General features: G+C 46.1%; 21 protein-coding genes. 19 read left to right on the top strand and 2 right to left on the bottom strand.

From position 1 onward, the window contains the following. The first annotated feature begins 5 nt into the window (after positions 1-5). Together ACUN27_RS27945 and ACUN27_RS27940 are read left to right on the top strand one after the other, a co-directional pair. Positions 6-1,625 carry a stalk domain-containing protein gene (locus ACUN27_RS27945; protein WP_326061634.1) on the top strand — a complete coding sequence of 540 codons (1,620 nt, stop codon included), beginning with the start codon at positions 6-8 and terminating at the stop codon, positions 1,623-1,625. A 127-nt stretch (positions 1,626-1,752) separates the two neighbouring features. Beyond that, entirely contained in the window at positions 1,753-3,312 is a 1,560-nt protein-coding gene (locus ACUN27_RS27940; RefSeq protein ID WP_326061633.1) for a L,D-transpeptidase family protein, read from the top strand. 158 nt (positions 3,313-3,470) lie between these two features. Here the strand turns inward: ACUN27_RS27940 and ACUN27_RS27935 are convergent, their stop codons facing one another. Then, positions 3,471-3,605 (bottom strand): hypothetical protein, encoded by a 135-nt coding sequence (locus ACUN27_RS27935; protein WP_258567649.1) that lies wholly within the window; start codon positions 3,603-3,605, stop codon positions 3,471-3,473. Positions 3,606-3,973: 368 nt separating this feature from the next. Here ACUN27_RS27935 and ACUN27_RS27930 point away from each other — a divergent pair, with 368 nt between their 5' ends. The 15 genes from ACUN27_RS27930 to ACUN27_RS27860 all read left to right on the top strand — a co-directional run bounded on the left by ACUN27_RS27930 (position 3,974) and on the right by ACUN27_RS27860 (position 19,132). Continuing rightward, positions 3,974-5,338: an ABC transporter substrate-binding protein gene (locus ACUN27_RS27930; RefSeq protein WP_326061632.1), complete on the top strand. Its 1,365-nt coding sequence runs from the start codon at positions 3,974-3,976 to the stop codon at positions 5,336-5,338. Positions 5,339-5,425: 87 nt separating this feature from the next. After that, entirely contained in the window at positions 5,426-6,331 is a 906-nt protein-coding gene (locus tag ACUN27_RS27925; RefSeq protein WP_315954154.1) for a carbohydrate ABC transporter permease, read from the top strand. A gap of 46 nt (positions 6,332-6,377) precedes the next feature. Then, on the top strand, positions 6,378-7,217 hold the full coding sequence (locus ACUN27_RS27920; RefSeq protein WP_315954153.1) for a carbohydrate ABC transporter permease: 840 nt from the start codon (positions 6,378-6,380) through the stop codon (positions 7,215-7,217). Between the two features lie 138 nt (positions 7,218-7,355). Continuing rightward, positions 7,356-8,804 (top strand): PTS transporter subunit EIIC, encoded by a 1,449-nt coding sequence (locus ACUN27_RS27915; protein WP_315954152.1) that lies wholly within the window; start codon positions 7,356-7,358, stop codon positions 8,802-8,804. A gap of 57 nt (positions 8,805-8,861) precedes the next feature. Beyond that, on the top strand, positions 8,862-9,695 hold the full coding sequence (locus ACUN27_RS27910; RefSeq protein WP_157322619.1) for a PRD domain-containing protein: 834 nt from the start codon (positions 8,862-8,864) through the stop codon (positions 9,693-9,695). A 153-nt stretch (positions 9,696-9,848) separates the two neighbouring features. Beyond that, complete coding sequence (locus ACUN27_RS27905; RefSeq protein WP_445559965.1) at positions 9,849-10,946, top strand: quinone-dependent dihydroorotate dehydrogenase; 1,098 nt, start codon at positions 9,849-9,851, stop codon at positions 10,944-10,946. A 26-nt stretch (positions 10,947-10,972) separates the two neighbouring features. Further along, positions 10,973-11,770 carry a GTP pyrophosphokinase gene (locus ACUN27_RS27900; protein WP_127454532.1) on the top strand — a complete coding sequence of 266 codons (798 nt, stop codon included), beginning with the start codon at positions 10,973-10,975 and terminating at the stop codon, positions 11,768-11,770. A gap of 3 nt (positions 11,771-11,773) precedes the next feature. Further along, the gene (locus tag ACUN27_RS27895) at positions 11,774-12,199 is read left to right on the top strand and encodes a DUF309 domain-containing protein (protein ID WP_315954151.1); all 426 of its coding nucleotides are present in this window, start codon (positions 11,774-11,776) and stop codon (positions 12,197-12,199) included. After that, a complete protein-coding gene (locus tag ACUN27_RS27890; protein WP_315954150.1) occupies positions 12,192-13,196 on the top strand; it encodes an ABC transporter ATP-binding protein in 1,005 nt (334 codons plus the stop codon). The genes ACUN27_RS27895 and ACUN27_RS27890 overlap by 8 nt, the downstream gene beginning before the upstream one ends. After that, entirely contained in the window at positions 13,193-14,008 is an 816-nt protein-coding gene (locus ACUN27_RS27885; RefSeq protein WP_315954149.1) for an ABC transporter permease, read from the top strand. Before ACUN27_RS27890 ends, ACUN27_RS27885 begins: the two co-directional genes overlap by 4 nt. 19 nt (positions 14,009-14,027) lie before the next feature. Continuing rightward, on the top strand, positions 14,028-14,813 hold the full coding sequence (locus ACUN27_RS27880) for an ABC transporter permease (protein WP_315954148.1): 786 nt from the start codon (positions 14,028-14,030) through the stop codon (positions 14,811-14,813). 160 nt (positions 14,814-14,973) lie between these two features. Continuing rightward, the gene (locus ACUN27_RS27875) at positions 14,974-16,569 is read left to right on the top strand and encodes a spore germination protein (RefSeq protein ID WP_326061630.1); all 1,596 of its coding nucleotides are present in this window, start codon (positions 14,974-14,976) and stop codon (positions 16,567-16,569) included. Positions 16,570-16,585: 16 nt separating this feature from the next. After that, positions 16,586-17,785, top strand: coding sequence for a Ger(x)C family spore germination protein (locus ACUN27_RS27870; protein ID WP_326061629.1), 1,200 nt, complete (start codon positions 16,586-16,588; stop codon positions 17,783-17,785). Between the two features lie 4 nt (positions 17,786-17,789). After that, a complete protein-coding gene (locus ACUN27_RS27865; RefSeq protein WP_315954145.1) occupies positions 17,790-18,023 on the top strand; it encodes a hypothetical protein in 234 nt (77 codons plus the stop codon). Positions 18,024-18,034: 11 nt separating this feature from the next. After that, complete coding sequence (locus ACUN27_RS27860) at positions 18,035-19,132, top strand: GerAB/ArcD/ProY family transporter (protein WP_315954144.1); 1,098 nt, start codon at positions 18,035-18,037, stop codon at positions 19,130-19,132. A 42-nt stretch (positions 19,133-19,174) separates the two neighbouring features. Here the strand turns inward: ACUN27_RS27860 and ACUN27_RS27855 are convergent, their stop codons facing one another. Next, positions 19,175-19,684: a thioredoxin family protein gene (locus ACUN27_RS27855; protein WP_127454514.1), complete on the bottom strand. Its 510-nt coding sequence runs from the start codon at positions 19,682-19,684 to the stop codon at positions 19,175-19,177. A 146-nt stretch (positions 19,685-19,830) separates the two neighbouring features. Between ACUN27_RS27855 and ACUN27_RS27850 the strand changes: the two genes are divergently transcribed. Further along, the gene (locus ACUN27_RS27850; RefSeq protein WP_445559964.1) at positions 19,831-21,324 is read left to right on the top strand and encodes an RsmB/NOP family class I SAM-dependent RNA methyltransferase; all 1,494 of its coding nucleotides are present in this window, start codon (positions 19,831-19,833) and stop codon (positions 21,322-21,324) included. Between the two features lie 6 nt (positions 21,325-21,330). Then, entirely contained in the window at positions 21,331-22,083 is a 753-nt protein-coding gene (locus ACUN27_RS27845) for a pseudouridine synthase (RefSeq protein ID WP_445559963.1), read from the top strand. Positions 22,084-22,136 lie beyond the last annotated feature (53 nt).

Here is a 22,136-nt window from a genome sequence, read left to right as displayed (position 1 = left end):
AACCTATGAAACCCTTAAAATATATCCTTATTTCCACGTTTACGGCTGCGACTTTACTAGGAGGTTCGTCCGCGTGGGCGGCGGGTTTGTCTGCAGATGCGCTGCGTTCAAGCACTGGCCAAATTCTAGCGGATGTTACGACGTTCGCTGGAATTGGGGATTTTGAAGATGTGAACGGCGATGCCTTAAGTGCCGGATTCCGTGCCCCGGGCAGTGTTCTTCAACTGCCTGACGGCAGCATTCTGATTGCAGATACTCGCAATCATCTTATTCGTAAGGTATCGGGAGGCAAAGTCACGACGTTCGCAGGACCAGAGGTTGTAGTTACTACGAACAGCCAAGGATTTCCAACGGGAGGACTCCTTGATGGCAAGGCCTCTGAAGCATTTTTTAATGCGCCGTCAGGGTTGGCCGTTGACGGCAAGGGGAATGTGTATGTAGCCGACTCTGCGAATAACGCGGTTCGTAGAGTGGACACGAACGGTCAAGTTACAACGCTTGCGGGAAATGGTGTTCCGGGTAAAAAGGATGGCAAAGGATCGGACGCGAGTTTCTATCATCCGAGTGATGTTGCGGTAACGGATGATGGGATTGTATACGTAGCGGATTCGCTGAATCATGTGATTCGTAAAATTGCAACAGACGGCACGGTTTCAACACTGAATGCAGCTTCTACTCGTGCAATTCTGATTCATCCTGGAGAGGCGTCATTTGCTGGTGAGTACCAAGATGGTAGTTTAACTGAAGCAAAGTTCAATGAGCCTTCCGGCCTTGCTCTGGACAGCCAAGGAAATCTGTATGTGAGCGACACAGGCAATCAACGCGTACGTTATATTGATTTGCAAGCTGGTACTGTGAAGACGGTAGCTGGATCTACGGCACTATTAAGCAATAATACGATTTATGAAAAAAATGAGCTGTATGCAGGCGGTGACTACGCCGATGGCGAAGCGTTGAAAGCTAAGTTTGATTTTCCGAAAGGACTCTCCGTGACTTCGGAAGGCGGAGTTTTGATAGCAGACAGCTTAAATCATGCAATTCGTTATTTATTGGACGGTAAGGTGACAACCATTTCCGGTACGGCGCAAACAGGTGAGACAGATGGGGTTGAGCGGGCAGCTGAATTTTATAATCCTAGTGACGTCATTGTAACGGCTCAAGGAAATATGATCGTTGCAGATGCTTCGAACAACAAAATCCGTAAAATAACGCCGTATCATTTACCTGCAAATTTAGCCAGCCAAGGTATTAAGGTCGTACATGACGATAAAGTGATTGCTTTCGATGCTCAGCCTGAACTTCAGGATGGACGGACGATGGTTCCGGTTCGAGCAATCAGTGAAACATTTGGTTTCGAAGTCAAGTATTTGGAACAAGCAGGCAAAAAAATTGTACAGTTAAGTAAAGGCAACACGACTGTGGAGTTAACCATAGGTGAAACGGGCGTTGTGCTTAAACAAGCGGGACAAGCAGATGTGAAGCAATCAACGGATGTGTCGCCTTATGTGAAGCAGGACAGGACGTATGTGCCGATTCGTTTCTTTGCAGAACAGATCGGGTTGGATGTGCAGTGGGATGAAGCGACGCAAACAGCAATTTTACGCACAAAATCATTTGTGAAATAAGAACTAAGCGAGCCTGCCGAGGGGAACCTTGTTGGGCTCGTTTTATTTTAAGCTTCAACTCCAAGCTTCATCTGCCGATAAATTTGAGAGAGTTAGTCTCGAAATTCGTGCGGGGGAGGTATCCGGGGTGAAAAATAATCATCGCCAAGATCAGTTGGAACGATTCTTCCAACATAATCCGATCGAAGATCCGCTGTATCTTAAGAAATATGTCAAAGAGCATCCTGATCATAAAATGGCTTGGTATTTATTGGGACGAGAATACGCGGCGCAAGGGAAAGAAGGCAAGGCAGCCTATTGTTTTGCGCAGTCTGGTGAGATATATGAGGCTTTTGAGCGTCAAAAAATAACGATTGAAGGACCGCTTCCTTCTGACCCATCTACCGTTTCCGGGAACGCTAAGGGGGCGGAGATTTCGAACCGTGTGAGGAACAAAGGGAAGTGGATGCCGCTATTGGTTCTTTTGCTGCTGTTGGCAGTTCCAGCCGCGATAGACTCTGCGAATGGCGGTATGCCCAGTGAAGCTGCAAAGACAGCAACTGGAAAAAACGTGAATGCTCACGCTGAGGTGCAATCCGCTCAAATGCAAGGCGAAGTGCCAGGGCCAGGGACGAAGTTATATTTCTCGGAAGGGGATTGGGGGAGAAAGCTTCAGCAGGTCCTTGTTTCTTCCAGCTTGAGCGCCGGAGAAGCGGTTATTATGCAAGCGCCGCGAAGTGCAGATGGCAAATGGATCGAGTGGAACAGATCAGTGAGTCCGCTATTAAGTGTTACGACTGAAGGTGGAGGCGGGAGTTCGTCTGCTCTGAAGTACTATCAGTCGCAAATTTGCTCATGCCAAGTTGCTGATAGCTCAGCGCTTGTTCCTGTTATTGAGCAATGGATGCGGGATCGTGAACAGGCAATAGTGCTGCAGAGCGCGATGAAGGCTTATCAAGCGAAAACGGGTTCGCTGCCTGAGGCGCCTGATCAGCTATCCAAGCCCTACCCGGATAATTTGCTCCCGGGGCTTACGCCGGAGATGAAGGAGATTTTTCCGCAAACGCTCAAGATGCTAAAAGCCAACCCTGCCACACCAGGGCAGGCTCAGGGGACGAAGCAAGCGGAGGAAGGAGCTCAGCCTAGCCCAGAGAGCAAAGAGGCGACTATGCCGAGCAGCTCGCAGCCTAAAACGTCAAGCGACCCTTTGCGTGAACCGCTCAGCATTATGATTGACACAGATAAGCATCTTCTTGCCTTAGTTAGCGGAGATAAGATCATTCGAAGTTATCCTGTCGGGTTAGGCGGCGAGAAAACGCCGCAGGGTGATTTTATCATTAGCGAAAAGGTGCGCAATCCGAACGGCAAATCGAATGGTGAATTCGGGAGTCGAGGTATGACGTTATCCGATACGCTGTATGCTATTCACGGGACGAACAAGCCTTCCAGCATCGGCAAAGATGAGTCGCACGGTTGTGTTCGGATGCTGCAGGCGGACGTTGAAGAGCTCTATGACATGGTGACACATCAAACGAAAGTGACGATTGGCAAGGGGATATTGCCTGAGCTGGGATCAGGTGAAGGGTCAGGGTCAGGGTCAGGGTCCCCTGGCAGTGGTGCCGGAAGAGGGAAGCCGAATCAATCCTTCGGGCTGCCGCTGCAGACAAATGACAGCAATCCAGGCAAGAAGTATAAGTGGTTGGATTAACCCTGTCAGCGTTATAAATGATCGTAGTAAACCCCGTCTGAATCTGATTCAGACGGGGTTATTTGCTGCTCATACAAGCAGCGTAGGATTTGTATTGACAATCATCAAGAAAGCGATTACAATTCAAAATGTGATAAATTCAATCATTTCAGTTGTAATCATTTGTCCAAAATGAGCAGTAATGTCATGCCGATAATGACAACAAGCAAAATGGCGCCTGTCCAAATGATGGCTTTCTTATTGACTTCCTCTTTGACTCTTCGATTAACGGCTGTTGGTTTACGTTTGGACATAGGAATCACCCTTTACTTAGGATTAAACGATATGATCTATCATATCACAAGATGGGTCTATCATAGAATATAGTAGTCACAAGGAAATTTTTGAAACATGTATTGACGATCATGTCATTATATTGTAAGATTTAATCACACGAAACAGTAAAAACAACTGAATATGTTAGTTTTAATAACATGTTACCGTAAGGGCATTAGTTATTAGAAGAATGCAAGTCTTCTTCTATAACTATGCCCTTTTATTTTTTTCAATAATTGCTTGCTGAAAGGGGTTGGTCGTACAAACGTCGGATGGACAGGACAACGGGAATTCGCTACTCCAAAATAACCAAACAGATTTATTAAAAAAGGGAGAAGATGAACACATGAACATGAAAAAATGGTCAACAATGGGCCTTGCTGCATCTATGGTACTTGTAGCAGCAGGGTGTGGTAAAACCGCTGCTCCGGCAGAAACGACAAAACCCGCTGCATCAACGGCACCCGCAGCCACAGCTGCTGCAAGTGCTGCGCCAACTGCGGCAGCTGCAAAAAAATTGACAGGTGATTTTGAAATCCAATACTTTGTTGGCGGATACGGCGACAAATGGTGGAAGAAAGTTATTGCTGATTTCCAAGCGGCAAATCCAGATTTGAAAATTAAAGAAAGTGCGGGCCCAAAAATCAACGAACAAATGAAACCCCGTTGGATCGCTGGGAACCCACCTGATTTCGTATATATCGACGGACCTGAATTGTTCGATCGCCAAATGGTGACAGACGGTCAACTTGAAGATTTGACCGATTGGATCAAAGACGCGAAAAACGTTGACGGCGATAAAATTATTGATTTGCTTGCTCAAAAGCCACAAGAGTTTGATGGCAAAATCTATAACGTTCCTTTCGTTATGAGCTCATGGGGTATTTTCTACGATAAAGCCCTATTCAAAGAAAAGGCTTGGGCTGAGCCAAAAGACTTTGAAGATTTCCTTGCTGTAAGCGAGAAAATTAAAGCCGCAGGCATTAATCCTTTCATTCACACGGGTAAATACCCTTACTACATCAATGGTGCTGTACTATTCCCTGCAATCGTATCTGCTAATAACAATGACTACAAATTGCTGCAAGACATGTCCACAAACAATCTTGAAGCTTGGAAAAACCCTGCCATCATCAAAGGTTTGAACAAAATCGTTCAATTGCGTGATAAAGGATTCATCGATAAAGCATCCGTTCAAATCAATCACACGGATTCCCAATCCTTGTTCCTGCAGCACAAAGACGCTTTCATTCCGAACGGCCTATGGCTGCCGAACGAAATGGCGAAAGACGTTCCAGCTTCCTTCGACTTCGGATTCATCCCTTCCATCACGCAAGATAAAGGTGGAAAAGTGGTAGCGAACACGTCCACAGCGACATTTGCCATCGCGAAAAAAGCGAAAAACAAAGATGCTGCAAAAGCATTCATGCAGTTCGTATTCTCCAAAACGCAAGCTTCCCAATGGGCTGAGCTAAGCGGTGCTCCTTCTAACGTTAAAGGTGATATCTCTTCCTCCAAAGCACCTAACTTCGTGAAAGACGCTGCCAAATTCTTGTCCTCACCGGACACAGTGGTCGTACCTACGGTTTCCTTCGCAGCAGACGTTGACAAAGCTATGCAAGATGCGAGTGTTGCTTTGACAATCGGAACCATTACCCCAGAAGAGTGGGTAAAACGTGTAACGGATGTCGTCGCTAAGCAGAAGAAATAGCAACGGAATGAGGCAGTGCGGAGAACAAATAAGGCTAAGTGCCCTAGGCGTTCTCCGCCATTTTAATGATAGGACGGTGAGGATAGAATGAAGGCTAAGTCAAAAGTGTGGAAAAGGAATATGTTCATCGCTTCATTCATCATTCCGACTTTTTTATTCTTCTGTGTGTTCACGATCTACCCTGTTATACAGGCCTTGCAGAAGTCATTTTATGATTGGTCAGGAATGTCGGAGAACAGCACGTTTATCGGTTTTGACAATTTCAAAGAGATTTTTAAAGACCCAATTATCCTTAGAGCCATCGGGAATGATTATTTCTTGGTCGTTGGTAAAGTAATTGGCATTATGATTCTGGCCACGTTCTTCGCAGTCGCTTTGACACGCTTCAGAGTGAAAGGGTCCGGATTTTTCCGCGCCATCTTTTTTATCCCTAATGTAATCTCAGTCGTTGTTATCGGCGTTCTCTGGAACTTCATCTACAATCCTCAAATTGGATTCCTGAATGCTTTCCTGTCGCTATTTACGGGTGAAAAGGTTGATATTACTTGGTTGGGTTTTCCTCAACATACGATTTGGATGTTACTGCCGCCTACGATCTGGGCTGGTATCGGTTTCTACATGATCTTGATGATTGCTGCAATCGTGAATATTCCTGCTTCCTATTACGAAGCAGCTAATATAGATGGAGCCGGTCAATGGTCGCAATTTCGCAACATTACGATGCCGCTCATCTGGGAGCAAATTAAAGTTTCGGTTGTTAACATTGTTATCACAACGCTCAACGGTTCCTTCGTCATTGTTCAACTCATGACGAACGGCGGGCAGCCTGACAATACAACCCAAGTGATGGGATCTTACCTGTATCGGATGGCTTTTCAACAATATCATTTCGGTTATGGAGCGGCCATCGGTGTTATGATCCTAATCGTCTCACTGATCACAACCCTTATTCTGCAGCGCGTCATGCGCCAGGAAACAATCGAAATGCATTAAGGTCATCTTAGAAAAAGAAAGATTCTGAAGGAGGGGGAACCATTTTATGGAGATTAAAAATCCGTTAGCCAAAATGATTGTCTGGATCATTCTTCTGATTTGGGGCGTCGCCGTCCTGTATCCTTTGTTATGGACACTGCTCGACGCACTCAAAAATAATGAGCAATTTTTCCTGAATGCCCCGTGGGCGCTGCCGAAATATCCACTGTTATGGTCCAACTTCTCCTATGTATGGAGCAAATATAACTTCAGCACTTATTTTCTGAACTCCATTATTGTTACTGCTGGAAGCACCCTGCTTGGCATGATTCTTGCGGCGATGACGGCGTACATTTTAGCGAGGTATGATTTTAAAGGAAATAAAATTATTTTTACGATTTATATCTCATCGATGATGATTCCTTTCGCATTGGCTTTGATCCCACTGTTCTTCTTGCTCAATGATTTGCAGTTGATCAATACATGGTTGGGATTGATTCTTGTCTACGCGGCGCTGAACCTGCCATTCGGAATCTTCCTGTTGGTTGGTTTCTACAAATCGCTGCCGAAAGAAATTGAAGAAGCCGCTATCATTGACGGGACCTCTCATTACGGTACCTTCTTCCGAGTCATGCTGCCGTTGTCACAACCGGGCCTGATTACGGTTATGATTACGAATATGCTCAATAACTGGAACGAGTATTTCTTGGGCGTTGTTTTAACGAATGAGCCAACCAAGTACACACTTCCAATCGGTCTAGCCGTTATGCAAGCGGAAATGCAGTATCGTGTGGAGTGGGGGCCGTTGTTCGCAGGTCTTCTGATTACAACCCTCCCAACCCTGATTGTCTATATCATCTTCCAACGCCAAATCGCAAGCGGGATTACGGCGGGAGCGGTGAAATAACAGCAAACTGTTGCATAGAAAAAACACCTTATCCTAGAGGATTTTATCCTTTCGGGAGGGTGTTCTTTCTACTATAATTGGGATAGGAAAGAGCAAACAAGAAACGGCCAAACTTGTGGGCTTAATAGGTGAGACATAATGAGATCGATGTATCTTTTGCAAAAAATGGGACGTTCCTTAATGATTCCGATTGCGGTGCTGCCGGCGGCATCCATTCTATTGCGTATAGGCAAAATGACGTTTAGTGATCCTTTTCTCATGCAGGTGGCTCATATTTTTGAGTCAGGCGGAAGCGCGATTTTTGACAATTTACCCTTAATCTTTGCTATCGGCATTGCCATCGGATTGACGTCCGGAGATGGCGTCGCGGCATTGGCGGCAACGGTAGGGTATCTCGTGTTTAATAATGTTTTACAGCTTTTTCATACAGGTACGGATTCGGCTGAACGCTTGGATATGGGGGTCCTCGGAGGGATGCTTGTCGGCGTCCTGTCTGCCTCTCTCTTTAATCGTTTTCAGCATATACAGCTGCCTAAAGCATTAGGTTTTTTTGGAGGGAAGCGTTTTGTTCCTTTGCTAACAGCGATGGTCATGGTTTTTCTAGGGCTGCTGATGGGCTCCATCTGGCCACCGGTACAAAAATCGATTAGCGTTATCGGATTATGGATTGTTGATAATGGGAATATCGGCGTTCTCATCTATGGCATGATGAATCGTCTGCTGATTCCTACCGGCTTGCATCACATTATTAATAATATCGCATGGTTCCAAATAGGGGATTACAGCACCGCAACGGGCAAAATCGTTCATGGCGATATCTCCAGATTTTTCGCAGGCGACCCGGAAGCGGGCATGTTTATGACAGGATTTTACCCCGTGATTATGTTCGGACTTCCAGCAGCAGCCTTGGCTTTGATTAAAAGTTCACCGACGGTCAATAAACCATTGGTTGTCCCCGTTTTGCTAAGCGCCGGTTTGACCAGCTTTCTAACAGGGGTAACGGAGCCGATCGAGTTTGCCTTTATGTTCGTTGCTCCTGGTTTATACGTCATTCACGCCTGCTTAACGGGTATTTCGATGCTGCTTATGAACGTGCTTCAAGTCAAAATGGGCTTTGGTTTTTCAGCGGGATTTATAGATTTTGTACTGAATTGGCATATCTCCACGAACCCTTATCTCATTCTCATTGTTGGCGTAGGTTACTTTCTGCTCTATTATGTAACGTTCCGGGTGTATCTGTATTTCTTCCCGATCAAAGTATCCACCCGCGATGAAACGGCTGAAATAGAAACGGAGGAAGCAGGTCCTCCAATTGAGACAAAAGAAGATCGTCCAACCCGCATTTTAAAACATATCGGTGGTCCTTCCAACATCATTTCAATTGACGCTTGCATTACGCGACTGCGCTTGCTGGTTAATGAAGAGAAGCTTGTGTTGGACAATGAACTTAAAGATCTCGGCGCGATAGGGGTTATCCGGCTTGGAAAAGGGAATGTACACGTTGTATTCGGAACGGAGTCCGAGCAGATTCGAGAAAGTATTAAACCCATGCTTCACATGCATAAAGACAAATCAGGACAAGCCTAACTATCCCCACAAAGCAACGTAAGAGGGGACCCCGAAACAAAGAAAGGGAGGTGTCTTATGATTGAACGGACGATCATTCATGTACTCTCACACAATGTGGTGATGGCGCATCTGACATCAGGGAAAAACTCGATAGCTTTCGGTAAGGGGATCGGCTTTAAAAAGACACCGGGCATGCCGATAGATGAAGCGGAAATCACGCAAGAATTCCTATTGCATACATCAGAGGTGCTCAGGAATTACGAACAAATTCTAAACGCCGTTGATGTGAAAATTATCGGGATTACCGAAGAGGTTATCGCTTACGCGCAGAGCATGTTGGAAGGTGATTTCTCGGAGACGATTCATGCCTCATTAGTAGACCATATCAATTTTGCGGTTGAGCGGCAGAAACGAGGCATTTTCATCACAAATCCTTTTGCCTATGAAATTGGTTATCTCTACCCGGAGGAATACAAAGTAGCCAAGAAGTCAGTCGAATTCCTTAACGATCATCTTGATGTCAAATTGCCGGAGGATGAGGTCGCTTTTTTGACGATGCACTTTAATAGTGCGCGCAAAAAGGAGCAGGCTTCGGATTCCCTGGCGGTTGTCAGAATCGTATCGAAAACGATCGAATCGGCCAAAGAATTAGGCTTTAATTTCGACGACTCTTTCTCCACATTGCGTTTCATCAGTCATTTGAAAGGTGTCATTGAACGGGTGAAACAAAAAAAGACACTTCAAAATACGCTGCTGGATAAAATCAAAGAAGAGTACGGGGACACCTATGTGAAGGCGAAAGTCCTGTCGCTTATGCTCAGCGATGCACTTCAATTGGAAGTGCCTGACGACGAAACCGGTTATCTAACGATGCATCTGGAACGGCTGCTTCTGCGCTCGGAAGTATAGAGTTTGGTCAGTGAAATTTATTCCCTTGCAACCTTCATGGAGCAGGGATTTTTTGTTTGAAAAAATAAGTTTATGCCTTACTTCGGATTGCATAATTGGACATTGTCAGCTAAACTGACTGTTAGAGTCATTAGAGAACGGAGTGCATAGGACATGCTGTATAAGAAGTTAGCCAAACCGATTTTGTTTCGAATGGACCCTGAGAAGGCGCATCATCTGACCATTGACGGTCTAAGTGCGGTAACTCGTTTCCCAGGCGGAGCGCAATTACTTAAATCCATGTACGGAGTGCAGAACTCTCCTCTTATGAACCAGCGTATATGGGGACTGGAGTTTGCCAATCCGGTTGGTTTGGCCGCAGGATTAGACAAAAATGCAAAAGCAGTTAAAGGTTTTTCTCAGTTAGGTTTTGGATTCATGGAGGTTGGAACGATTACTCCCAAGCCGCAACCAGGCAATGAGCTGCCGCGGTTATTTCGTTTACCCGAGGACAAGGCGCTAATCAATCGGATGGGTTTTAACAATGTTGGGACGGACGAGATGGCGTACAACCTGCAACAGACAGGCAAGCGTGATATCCCAGTTGCCATCAATATCGGTAAAAACAAAACGACTCCAAATGAGCAGGCCGAAGAGGATTATCGGGCTTGTATCCGGGAGTTATATACATACGGCGACTTCTTTGTCGTCAATATTAGCTCACCAAACACGCCGGACTTGCGTAATTTACAGCATGGGAATGATTTGAAGCGATTGCTTGACGCGGTTACGGCCGAGATGCAGCTTCAACAGAAAAAGAATGGCGATGCAGGTAAGCCCGTTCTTGTGAAAATAGCGCCGGATCTTATGGATGATGAGTTGGAATTGACCGTGCACACGATCAAGGACAGTGGAGTATCCGGAATCATTGCTACGAACACGACGCTGAGCAGAGCAGGACTCGTGCATGCGAACCGTTCGCAAGCAGGTGGACTTAGTGGAAGTCCGCTCACACAGCGATCTACGGAGGTCATTAGACGCGTCTACCAACTAACGGAAGGCAAACTTCCGATTATTGGGGCTGGCGGGATATTTACGGCGAAAGACGCTTATGACAAAATTCGTGCCGGCGCAAGCTTGGTTGAAGTTTATACAGGATTAATCTATGAAGGTCCAGGCATTCTTACGAACATTAATCGTGGACTTCAAGATTTACTCAAAAAAGATGGGTATACTCATATTTCCCAGGCAATCGGTGCAGATCACAACTGACTTCATTTGGAATGGAGGAAAAATCAATGGATGGACGAGACTGGAAAAAATTTCTCCTGCCTTACGAACAAGCGGTAGAAGAGTTGAAGGTAAAATTTAAAACGCTGCGCGGCGAACTCAAAAGCAGGGAAGAATATGCCCCCATTGAATTCGTAACTGGCCGCGTTAAGAAAATATCCAGCATGTTGGAAAAAGCGAAGCGTTTGAACGTACCGATGGATCAATTGGAATCCGGCATTGAGGACATTGCAGGTATTCGGATTATGTGTCAGTTTGTTGCGGACATTGAACGTCTGGCTGAACTCATTCGTAGCAGGCAGGATATGAGTATTGTCTACGAGAAAGATTATATTACCAATAAGAAACCAAGCGGATATCGTAGTTTTCATATCATTATCGAATATCCGGTACAAACGGCATTAGGAATGAAGCGAATACTAGCCGAGGTGCAAATTCGAACACTTGCCATGAACTTCTGGGCTACCATCGAACATTCCTTGAATTATAAATATAAAGAGCAATTGCCGGCTGATGTTAGGGCTCGTTTGAGCAAGGCGGCAGAGGCTGCTTACCTGTTGGATCAGGAAATGTCCAGCATTCGCGGGGAAATCGTTGAATCGCAGAAAATGTTTGAGGATAACTCGAACTTAGTCAATAAAGTGCTCAGCAACATACAGGAGCTTTATTTCTATCACAGAGTTCGGGAAGCAGCGCAATTTCAGCTGAGATTCAACGAAATTTGGGAAACGGAGGACGGTTTAAGCGACTTGTCCTCCGATCTTGAAGCCGCAATCGCCCGAGCGAAAAAAGGAGATCAAAACTGATCTATGGCTGCTTACGATCGATTATATGTAGCTTACTTATATTATTTTAACGAGCTGCGCGATTATTTTGAATGCCATGAAGTGATGGAGGAGCTTTGGCTGGAAGAAGGCCGGAGCCCTCTATATCAAGGTCTACTGCAGATTGCAGTGGGCCTTTATCATCATGCGAATGGAAACGTAAGCGGTTCCATTAAGCTTTTTAGTGCAGGTTTGGATAAGTTGGCTCCATATCCGGCGGATTCCCTTGGAATCGATTTAGGAAAATTGATCGAAGAAAGCAACACCTATGTCTCGAAACTGCACCGGATCAAGGAAGAACCCTTCGCACCGTATGATCTAACCATTCATCTCTTAGACCCGGAATTACGCGATCTTCTGGTTGAAATGAAACAGCATCCACCCCAGCATGAGGAGGAAGGCCATGATTGAGGTTCGTAAGCTGAGCAAATGGTATCAAGTGCACGAACGGGAGCCGGGCTTCATCGCTTCCCTTAAAAGCTTGTTCCACCGTAAGTTCCGCACGGTGAAAGCCGTAGATGATGTATCCTTCTTCATCCCTGAGGGAGAAATCGTCGCCTTTCTTGGACCAAACGGGGCTGGTAAAACGACCACGATGAAAGTGCTCACAGGACTGCTGCATCCTTCAGGTGGTGAAGTGAATGTAGGCGGTTTTGTTCCTTTTCAGCATAAAAAAGAGTTCAAGAAGCAGATTTCTCTGGTCATGGGGCAGAAAAGCCAATTGATTTGGGATCTTCCCGCAGCAGAAACGTTTCTCGTTAACAAGGTTATCTACGAAATCCCCGATCACATCTACGATGAGACCTTGGGGGACTTGGTACAGCTTCTCGAGTTGGAGGAAGTTATCCGCAAGCCGGTTAGGCAGCTCTCGCTAGGAGAGAGGATGAAATGTGAGCTGGCTGCTGCGCTTCTGCACCGGCCAAGAATCGTGTTTCTCGATGAGCCGACGATTGGGCTGGACGTGAATATGCAGGAAGTCATGCGCCGGTTCATTCAAGATTACAGCCGTAAATATAAAGCGACCATTCTGCTCACCAGCCATTATATGGCAGATGTAACAGCATTATGTGAACGCGTCCTTGTCATCGGTAAAGGCCGTCTGTTATATGATGGAGCGATCCATCAATTGATAGACAAGTACGCGCCTAACAAGCGTATTCGTCTTCAATTGGCTCAACGTGCGCATGAGCGAGAGCTTGAGGATGTTGTCCACGGGATGGGAACGATAGTCCACTATGCGTTTCCGGATCTTGATGTGGATGTTCCTAGAGAGCAAGTTTCGGAGCTTTCGGCAAAGCTTTTATCCAAGCTGAATGTGCTGGATTTGACGATCGAGGATCCATCCATGGAATCGGTGATTGCCCAAGCATTTGAGGCAAGGACCGAAGGGGGAAGCGCCGGAGCATGAAGGGATTAGCACTATTTTGGCATAAATATCGCATCTTGATTCGGGTGGAGTGGGCGGTGATGTTTGCGTACCGCAGTGAGTCGCTGATCTGGATGGTTGGCGCTTTTATACAGCCTCTTGTTTCCATGGCGGTGTGGCTGTCGATCAGCAACAATCAAGCTATCGGCGGGTATGATGCTCACGATTATATGGTGTATTTTCTTGGTGTTCTTGTTGTTGACCGTTTAACGAGCACTTGGGATGTATGGGAGTTGGACGCCAGTATTCAGGATGGCTCGTTGTCATCAAAACTAGTTCGCCCTTTCCACCCCGTACATTGGAGCATCTCGCAAAATCTGGTGTACAAACTGTTTTTCGCGTTTCTCTTAATCCCGGCGTGGGCGATTGCCGCAGCTTTATTCCCTGTGTTAAGGATAACAATTTCCTGGGAAATAATGCTACTTTTTATATGCGCTATCGTGGTGTCCTCAGCCATCCGTTTTCTGATCGGCTTTGAGTTTGGCTTGTTTGCCTTTTGGACCAATCGTGCCACGGCGATTTACAGCCTTTACGAGGGCTTTCATCTCTTTCTTGCAGGTCGAATCGCGCCTCTAAGCATGTTTCCCTCATGGGTTGAAAAGGTTGCTGCTTGGTTGCCCTTCTACGGTACAGTTGGTTTCCCCGTAGAACTCCTGGTAGGTAAAATCGAGGTGGGGTCTCCCGTAATCCTTCATAACTTCACGATTCAACTTGCTTGGCTCATCCTGCTATTCATAACATTTCGATTGCTGTGGAGAAAAGGGATTAAGAAATATGGCGCTGTAGGCGGATGAGGATGGGAGGGACCCTGCGATGAAATATGTTCGGCTATTTCGAGAATTTATGCGTGCGTGCTTGGTGGAGGAGTTTGAGTATCGCGCTAATTTTGCAGCGAATATGTTGTCAACCGTGTTTTGGCTGGCGATGGCGATCCTGACTGTGCAATTATATTTTTATCGGACACAGGAAATTGGTGGTTGGGATTTCTATGAAGTGCTTGTCTTGCTTGGCATATTCAATGCGGTGCATGGTTTTATAGAATTTATCCTACAGCCTAATATGTCGCGACTTGTTAATCATATTCGCAAAGGGACATTGGACTTTGTTCTGACGAAACCGGTAGATAGCCAGTTTTATATTAGTTTCAGGCATCTTGTTTTCTGGCGCTTATCTGACGTTGTGCTCGGATTTGGCTTAGTTGCTTATGCACTTTGGCAGCTTAATGCCTTACCAAGCTTCGTCGAGTTGATCCAGTTTGCTATCGTATTTCTAGCAGCTCTTGTCGTCGTTTATTCGCTTTGGATGGGGATGATGATGTTTTCTTTCTGGGCTGTCAAAGTAGATAACTTGTCTTATTTATTCAGCTCATTTTTTGAAACGGCAAGGTTTCCGGTTTCTGTGTATAAAGGTTTTTTACGCTTCACGTTAACGTATATATTTCCGATTGCTTTTATCACAACCTTTCCTGCTTCCGCGCTAATTGGACGTATTAGCCCTTGGCAAGTTGCCTCGAGTGTCGCCATTGCAGTTATTTGTTTGACGCTGACACGTATTTTATGGAAATTCGCCTTGCGGCATTATACAAGTGCAAGCAGTTGAAAATGAATGTAGTAGCAATTAAAAGGACTTCTCGCCTTATGGGGCAGAGGTCCTTTTTCCTTCGTCACGGGTTCTTTATACATAATTTTGAGGGTGGAAGGGAAAACTTCCCACAAGATGAACGGATTTCAAAAAGAGCTTGGTGGTGGCGAGAATAACAATGTTTTGGTCCAAGACGCTACATCAACTATTCAATCATAAAAGAATTCCAAGCACGCGCTCCCAGGAGCACGATGATCCTATTTCGCATATAAGCCTCCTTAGCGACAGCCAATTGAATATCGCACAGATCAAAGCGACCTTTGGCAACAGCGACGATCTTAAGACGGGGGAAATGTACTTGGAATTGGATGCCAACTACAGAGTTGGTTTCGCCTTTCTTGAGCAGATGGTGGACAAAAACTTATTTCAGGATATCATGAACGGCTTGAGCGCCAAATCGGCTGAAATTGTGGAAGCTTTGGAAACGGGTTTCTATGAGCTGCCTGATTTAATGACGAATATCCTTCAGACCTTAGGGGAAGTCAGAACCATCCATGACTACCAAGAGGTATGTTATCGGATTTTGTCAGGCGAAACCGTCATTTTTGTCGATAGTTATACACAGGTATTATCCGTGAATACAGCTTCCGAACAACAGCGATCGGTAGAGGAACCGATGACACAGTCTGTTGTGAGAGGACCACGTGATGGTTTTACAGAGTCGATAGGAACGAACATTTCTCTTATTCGTAAGCGTATCAAAAGCCCGAATTTGTGGCTGGAGAGCATGACAATAGGTAGAGTTACGCAAACAACGGTTTCGATGATGTACATTAACGGGATTGTGAATGACAAAATTGTAGATGAGGTACGGCAACGGCTTGAGCGCATTGATATTGACGGCATTCTTGAAAGCGGCAATATCGAGGAACTGATTCAGGATGAAACGTTCACGCCGTTCCCAACGATCTACAATACCGAGCGTCCTGATGTGATTGCATCTGGCTTATTGGAGGGGCGCGTCGCCATTCTAGTGGATGGAACCCCCTTTGTGCTCGAGGCCCCTGTTATTTTTACACAGTTTTTTCAATCTTCGGAGGACTATTATCAGCGGGCTGAATTTGCGACATTGATTCGCATGCTGCGATATATGTGTTTTTTCATCTCTTTGATGGCACCCTCGTTCTATATCGCAATGACCACGTTTCATCAAGAACTTGTGCCCAGCTCACTATTATTTAACTTAGCGGCGCAGCGGGAAGGCATTCCTTTTCCTGCCTTTGTGGAAGCCTTATTGATGGAAGTGACGTTTGAAATCCTGCGTGAAGCCGGTGTTCGACTGCCTAAAACGGTAGGTCAAGCCGTATCCATCGTAGGTGCGCTTGTTATCGGGCAAGGAGCCGTGGATGCAGGATTGGTTTCACCGGCAATGGTCATTGTCGTGGCAATTACTGCGATCGCGAACTTTGTTATTCCAGCTTTCAGTATGGGGATTCCTATACGTATTATCCGGTTTATTTTGATGATATTTGCGGCTACTTTTGGCCTATTTGGCATTACCGTGGGCTTAATCGCCATGGTTCAACATCTATGCTCGCTGCGTTCATTCGGGGTTCCGTACATGTCTCCGATGGCTCCGTTCGTAATGGCTGACCAGAAGGACACCATTCTCAGATTGCCGCAATGGAGCCTTTTCTCCAGGCCACGATTTATTAACCAGAAGAATATTATTCGCGAAAACAATACCCCGACAACCAAACCAAAACGAAGATAAAGGGGGGGATCGGCCAATGAAAAGATTAGGTCGTATTCTGTGTACGCTTAGCTTACTTGGTCTTTTACTCTCAGGGTGTTGGGATCGCCATGAATTGAATGATTTGGCTATTACGGTTGGTGTGGGCTTCGATAAAAGCGGAGATGAATACTTGGTAACTGCGCAAATTGTGAACCCTAATGAGGTAGCATCAAAAAAGGGTGCAGGCTACAGTACGCCCATCACAACGCTGTCAGCGAGAGGAATTTCAATTCTGGAAGCGGCAAGGAAATTAACGACTTCGGCTCCGCGTAAATTATTCGCATCCCATTTGCGTATTGTCGTAATCGGTGAGGAACTTGCACGTGAAGGGGTTGCTAAAGTCTTGGATGGCATCACCAGAGATCATGAAATCCGATCTGATTTTTACATCATCGTTGCCCGAGGTACAACGGCATCCAAAGTGCTGCAAATTTTGACACCGATTGAGAGGATTCCAGCAAACAAAATGTTCAAGACGTTAGAAACGTCAGAAAAGGCGTGGGCACCAACGGTCAGTGTTCGTATTGATCAGTTCATAACGAAGCTTAGTGAACCAACGACGGAATCGGTGTTAACCGGTATTCGAATCGAGGGAGATCCCAATAAGGGAAACTCGAAATCCTCCCTAGCGGAGACAAATCCAATCACGAACTTGCAGTACACCGGTCTAGCGCTGTTTAAGAAAGATAAATTGATTGATTGGCTTAGTGAGGACGAGAGCAAAGGATACAACTATATCGTTGGTAACGTCAAAAGCACGATGGGGCATTTGGCATGTCCCAAAGGCGGAACGATAACCGTAGAAATTATTCGTTCAAAGTCCAAGATGAAAGGAGTAGTGAAAAACGGGAAGCCTGAAATCAATGTGCATGTCATTTTAGAGGAAAATGTAAGTGAAGTTCAGTGTGAGATCGATTTATTGGACCCGGAGACAATTCATGAACTTGAGCAAACCGCTGTCAAATCCCTGAAAAAAGTGATGTATGCTTCCATTAACAAAGCCAAAGAAAATAAAGCGGATATTTTCGGTTTTGGTGAGGTGATTGAAGATGCGTCCCCTAAGCTGTGGAAAGAGATGGAGCCTGATTGGCAGAATGAATTCGCCAAGCTGCAAGTAAATATCTCCGCAGATTTACACATACGCCGTCTAGGAACAACGAATAACTCTATCATAATGCGCCGCGAAGAGGAGTGAAGACATGGGAGTTATCGTCACGGTTTTGATCATTGCGACTCTCGCGGGGTTGATTGAGCTCCCGCAGCTAATGCGCAAACAACAAATCCCGGAAATCTGGGTATTTTCATCGCTTTTATTCATAGGATCCGTGCTTTGCGTTCTGCAATTTGAGAGAGTGAAGCTTCCGAATCCGCTGGAATGGATTACATACGTCTATCAACCGGTCAGTCGATTTGTTTTTGGCATTCTAAAATAGAGGTGAGTTACATGTTTGAGAAGGGTAGGATAGGTGTTCACCAGTTTACGATATTGACTACTTTATTTACGATTGGCAGCGCTATCCTCATCGCTCCTTCGGGACTTGCCTATGATGCCAAACAGGATGCTTGGATTGCCGCCATTTTAGGACTCCTAGCAGGTCTGCTGCTTGTTATCTTATACCAGGCTCTTGGTCAACGCTTTCCTCAGCAAACGCTGGTTAAATACTGTGAGGAGTTAATGGGAAAATGGGTGGGGAAAGCCGTCGGCTTGCTCTATTTCTGCTTTTTTTTCATTTTAGCCGCGTTGGTGCTTCGTAATCTGGGTGATTTTATTTCAACCCAAGTCCTTGTTGATACACCGCTGCAATTTACGCATATCTTCTTTTTGGCGATCGTCATTTTGGGCATTCGAAACGGACTGGAAACCTTTACGCGTACATCGGAAATCTTCCTGCCATGGGTGCTGCTCTTTTTCTTCCTCATGTTCATCCTGCTGCCAACGCAAATGAAAGTAAACAACATAATGCCAATACTTGGATATGGCTTCAAACCGATTGTACGTGCTTCCCTTCCCCTCATTGGCACTCCTTATCTGGAACTGGTTGTCTTTTTAATGATTCTACCTTTCGTCAATCAAACCAAAAAGCTGGGAAAAGCGTTTCTTGCAGGAGTTTCCATCGGAGGCTCCTTGATTGTTATCATTTCGCTTCTTTCTATTCTTGTGCTAGGGGACGATTTAACATCGGTCCAAATGTATCCCAGCTTCTCATTAGCCAGAAGAATATCCATTGGCAGCTTCCTCGAACGTCTAGAGGTTGTCATGGCGGGGATTTGGTTTATTACTATTTACTTTAAGCTAACGTTATGCCTGTATGCGTCTGCTGTGGCCTTGGGCGAGGTTTTTAAACTGAGTGAAATCCGGCAGCTCTATATTCCTTTGGGAATGACTTTAGTTGTGCTGTCGGTTGTCGCCTATCCGAATGTCGCCTATTTTATCAAGTTTGCATCTAAAATATGGCTCTTTTACTCGGGAACGTTCGGGCTCGTCATCCCCTTATTACTCTTAGGCCTAGCTATGATTCGAAAAAAGAGAGACAGCCATTAGAATGAAAAAAAGCAGCGTTATCCGCTGCTTTTGCCGTACTTATTAACCTTTGTATTTCTGGAAAAAAGCTTTAAACATTTCAGGTGTATTACCGCCTGTTGCGCCGGCTTCAGGAACACCGCCAACGATGCGATCCACTTCTTTGCCGTCTTTGTAGTAAATCAGGGTCGGTGTGGAGTCAACTTTGTATTTCTCCCAACCGTCTTTGAATTCTTCCAAATTGAACTGTTTGACATCAATACCGAGCTCTTTTTCAATAGGAACAAGGACAGGAGTCGTTATTTTGCAGTGCGGGCAAGTGGATGCATAGTAATACTGAAAAAAGGTTTCTTTGTTTTTCAGCCTTTGATCGAGATCTTTAGGCAGAATTAGGTTCTGGTAGTTCGGATCGTTTAATTGTTTCACCGTTTCGGGATTTAGCTTGGATGCCGCAACACCGTAAGGATTACCGGCATTGGCTTGATCTGATGATTTGGTAGACTGTTGATTAACGAAATATAAACCCCCGAATAAAATAACGACAATGCCTAGATAAATAAGCAGCTTCTTCATTTCATGCACCTCATCTTGTCTTGTATACTAACTACTATTTTCGATAAAAAGTATAGCATATCCTGTTCAGATTTTGAAAATAATTGGCTGTTTCGTGACAGTTCAGCTATAATAGCGAAGAAAAAAGAGGAAAGAGAAGATGTCGGATGACGAAACAGCTGCCTCCCTTATTTAGGGATAAAATGATTGATTTATTAGGGGAAGACGAGTTTGAACGCTTTCTGGCCTCTTACGACCAAGCAAGATCTTATGGTTTGAGGGTAAATACAAGTAAAATCACGAAAGCGGATTTTCTGGATAAAAGTCCTTTCGCATTGGAACCTGTGCCATGGGCGTCTGAAGGGTTTTACTATGAAGAAGGAGAACGTCCTGGCAAGCATCCCTATTATCATGCAGGACTTTATTATATTCAAGAGCCTAGCGCCATGGCGCCGGTAGAGCTGCTTCAGGTTCAACCAGGCGAAAGAGTGCTCGATTTGTGTGCAGCTCCCGGCGGGAAGTCTACTCAAATTGCTGCAAAACTTCAGGGCGAGGGAGTGCTTGTCGTGAATGACAACCACTCAGACCGGGTGAAGGCGCTGGTCAAAAATTTAGAGCTTTTTGGTGTTCGGAATGCCGTTGTTTTGAATGAACGGCCTGAGCGGATGCTGAATGTGTTTCAAGGCTATTTTGATAAAATATTAATAGACGCCCCTTGTTCAGGGGAAGGCATGTTCCGCAAGGAAGAGGATATGATGCAGCAGTGGGAGCGCCATTCTGTACAGGAATTTGCCGCTATGCAGCGGGAATTGCTTGGACAAGCGGCGCAAATGCTGGCACCTGGCGGAACAATTGTGTACTCAACCTGTACGTTCTCACCGGAGGAGAACGAGGCGCAGATTGCAGAGTTTTTGGACAAACATCCTGCGTTTGATGTGGTGCCGATTGACCGTTTCGACCATGGACAGCCGGGTTGGCTGCGTGAACCTTGGTGTGAGGAGACTTATTCCGCTCAGGCTCGGGAAGCAGTCGCGGGGACTGCACGGCTTTGGCCGCATCGGTTGCGCGGTGAGGGGCATTATGTTGCTGTGCTGAGGAGTGGCGTTGGTTTTGGGGAAAGGAAGGATGCCGACGTAGTGTCGGTATCGAAAGTGGGACGCGGCGGTCGTGATGCGCTGCGTGGGAAGGGCCGCGCGGGGACGGAGTCCCGCGTGAGCTTGGAGCCGCTTCAGGCGTTCGAAGACGAGCTGCTGCGCAGCGAGCCTTTCGCCGCTTTGCGGCTGGTCTGTTACGGCGAGCACGCGTATGCGTCGCCGGCGGGTTTGCCCGAGCTGCACGGACTGAAAGTCGTGCGGCCCGGTTGGTACATCGGCGCGCTGCACCGCGGCAGATTTGAGCCGTCCCATGCGCTAGCCATGGGACTGCGTTTGCGCGAAGCCAAGCGAGCGCTGAGCTTGGCTTCGAGCGACGAGCGAGCCCTTCGGTACCTGAAGGGCGAGACGCTCGAAGTCGCGGAGAGCGAGATTATCCGCGACCCGGAAGTGACCAAGGCAGCCAAAGGCTACTGCCTTGTCTGCATTGACGAACATCCCGTCGGCTGGGGCAAATGGATCGACGGGATGCTGAAAAACGAATACCCGCCCGGCTGGAGGTGGACCTAAGCGGTCATGAAACAAACGCAACGGCTCGATAAAATACTCGCCCACGTGGGCATTGGTTCGCGCTCTGAACTCAAGCGCCTTGCTAAGGAAGGCGCAATTTATGTGAACGGCGCGAAAATCAAAGACAGCGGGATGCAGGTCAATCCCGATAAGGACATCATCCAGGTAAACGGTGAGACCGTGCGTTACAGGGAATTCGTTTACCTGATGATGAATAAACCGCAAGGCGTGGTTTCCGCTACTGAGGACAATCGTGATCGTACCGTAGTGGATTTATTGGACACGGCATATGCGCCATTTGAAGTTTTCCCAGTAGGTCGATTAGATAAGGATACCGAAGGCTTTCTCTTGCTTACCAATGACGGAAAGCTTGCGCACAACCTGCTTTCTCCTCGTAAGCACGTCCCTAAAACTTATTTTGCTAAGGTTGAGTGGGAGGTTACCGAGAAGGATATCGAGGCATTTTCGCATGGAGTGACCTTGGATGATGGGTATGAGACGCTGCCGGGTATCTTAAAAATTCTAAGCGTCGGTAAGCAAGCTAATGGAGTGCTTTCCGAGATTGAGTTGACGATTATGGAAGGTAAGTTTCATCAGGTGAAGCGAATGTTTCAAGCTGTAGACAAGAGAGTTGCCTACTTAAAACGCATTTCCATGGGCCCTCTTGCTTTGGATCCAAACCTAGCATTAGGCCAAGTGAGAGAGTTAACGGATGAGGAGCTTACTGCTCTGAGAAATGCCCACGATTTTCAAAATTAGTGATTTACAAAAATACTAGTATATGGTATTTTTGGAGTAATACAAATATTTCG

This window comes from Paenibacillus sp. WC2504 (assembly GCF_052682475.1).
Note: the sequence above shows the minus strand (reverse complement) of the source record. Positions and strands in the feature narration are given on the sequence as shown.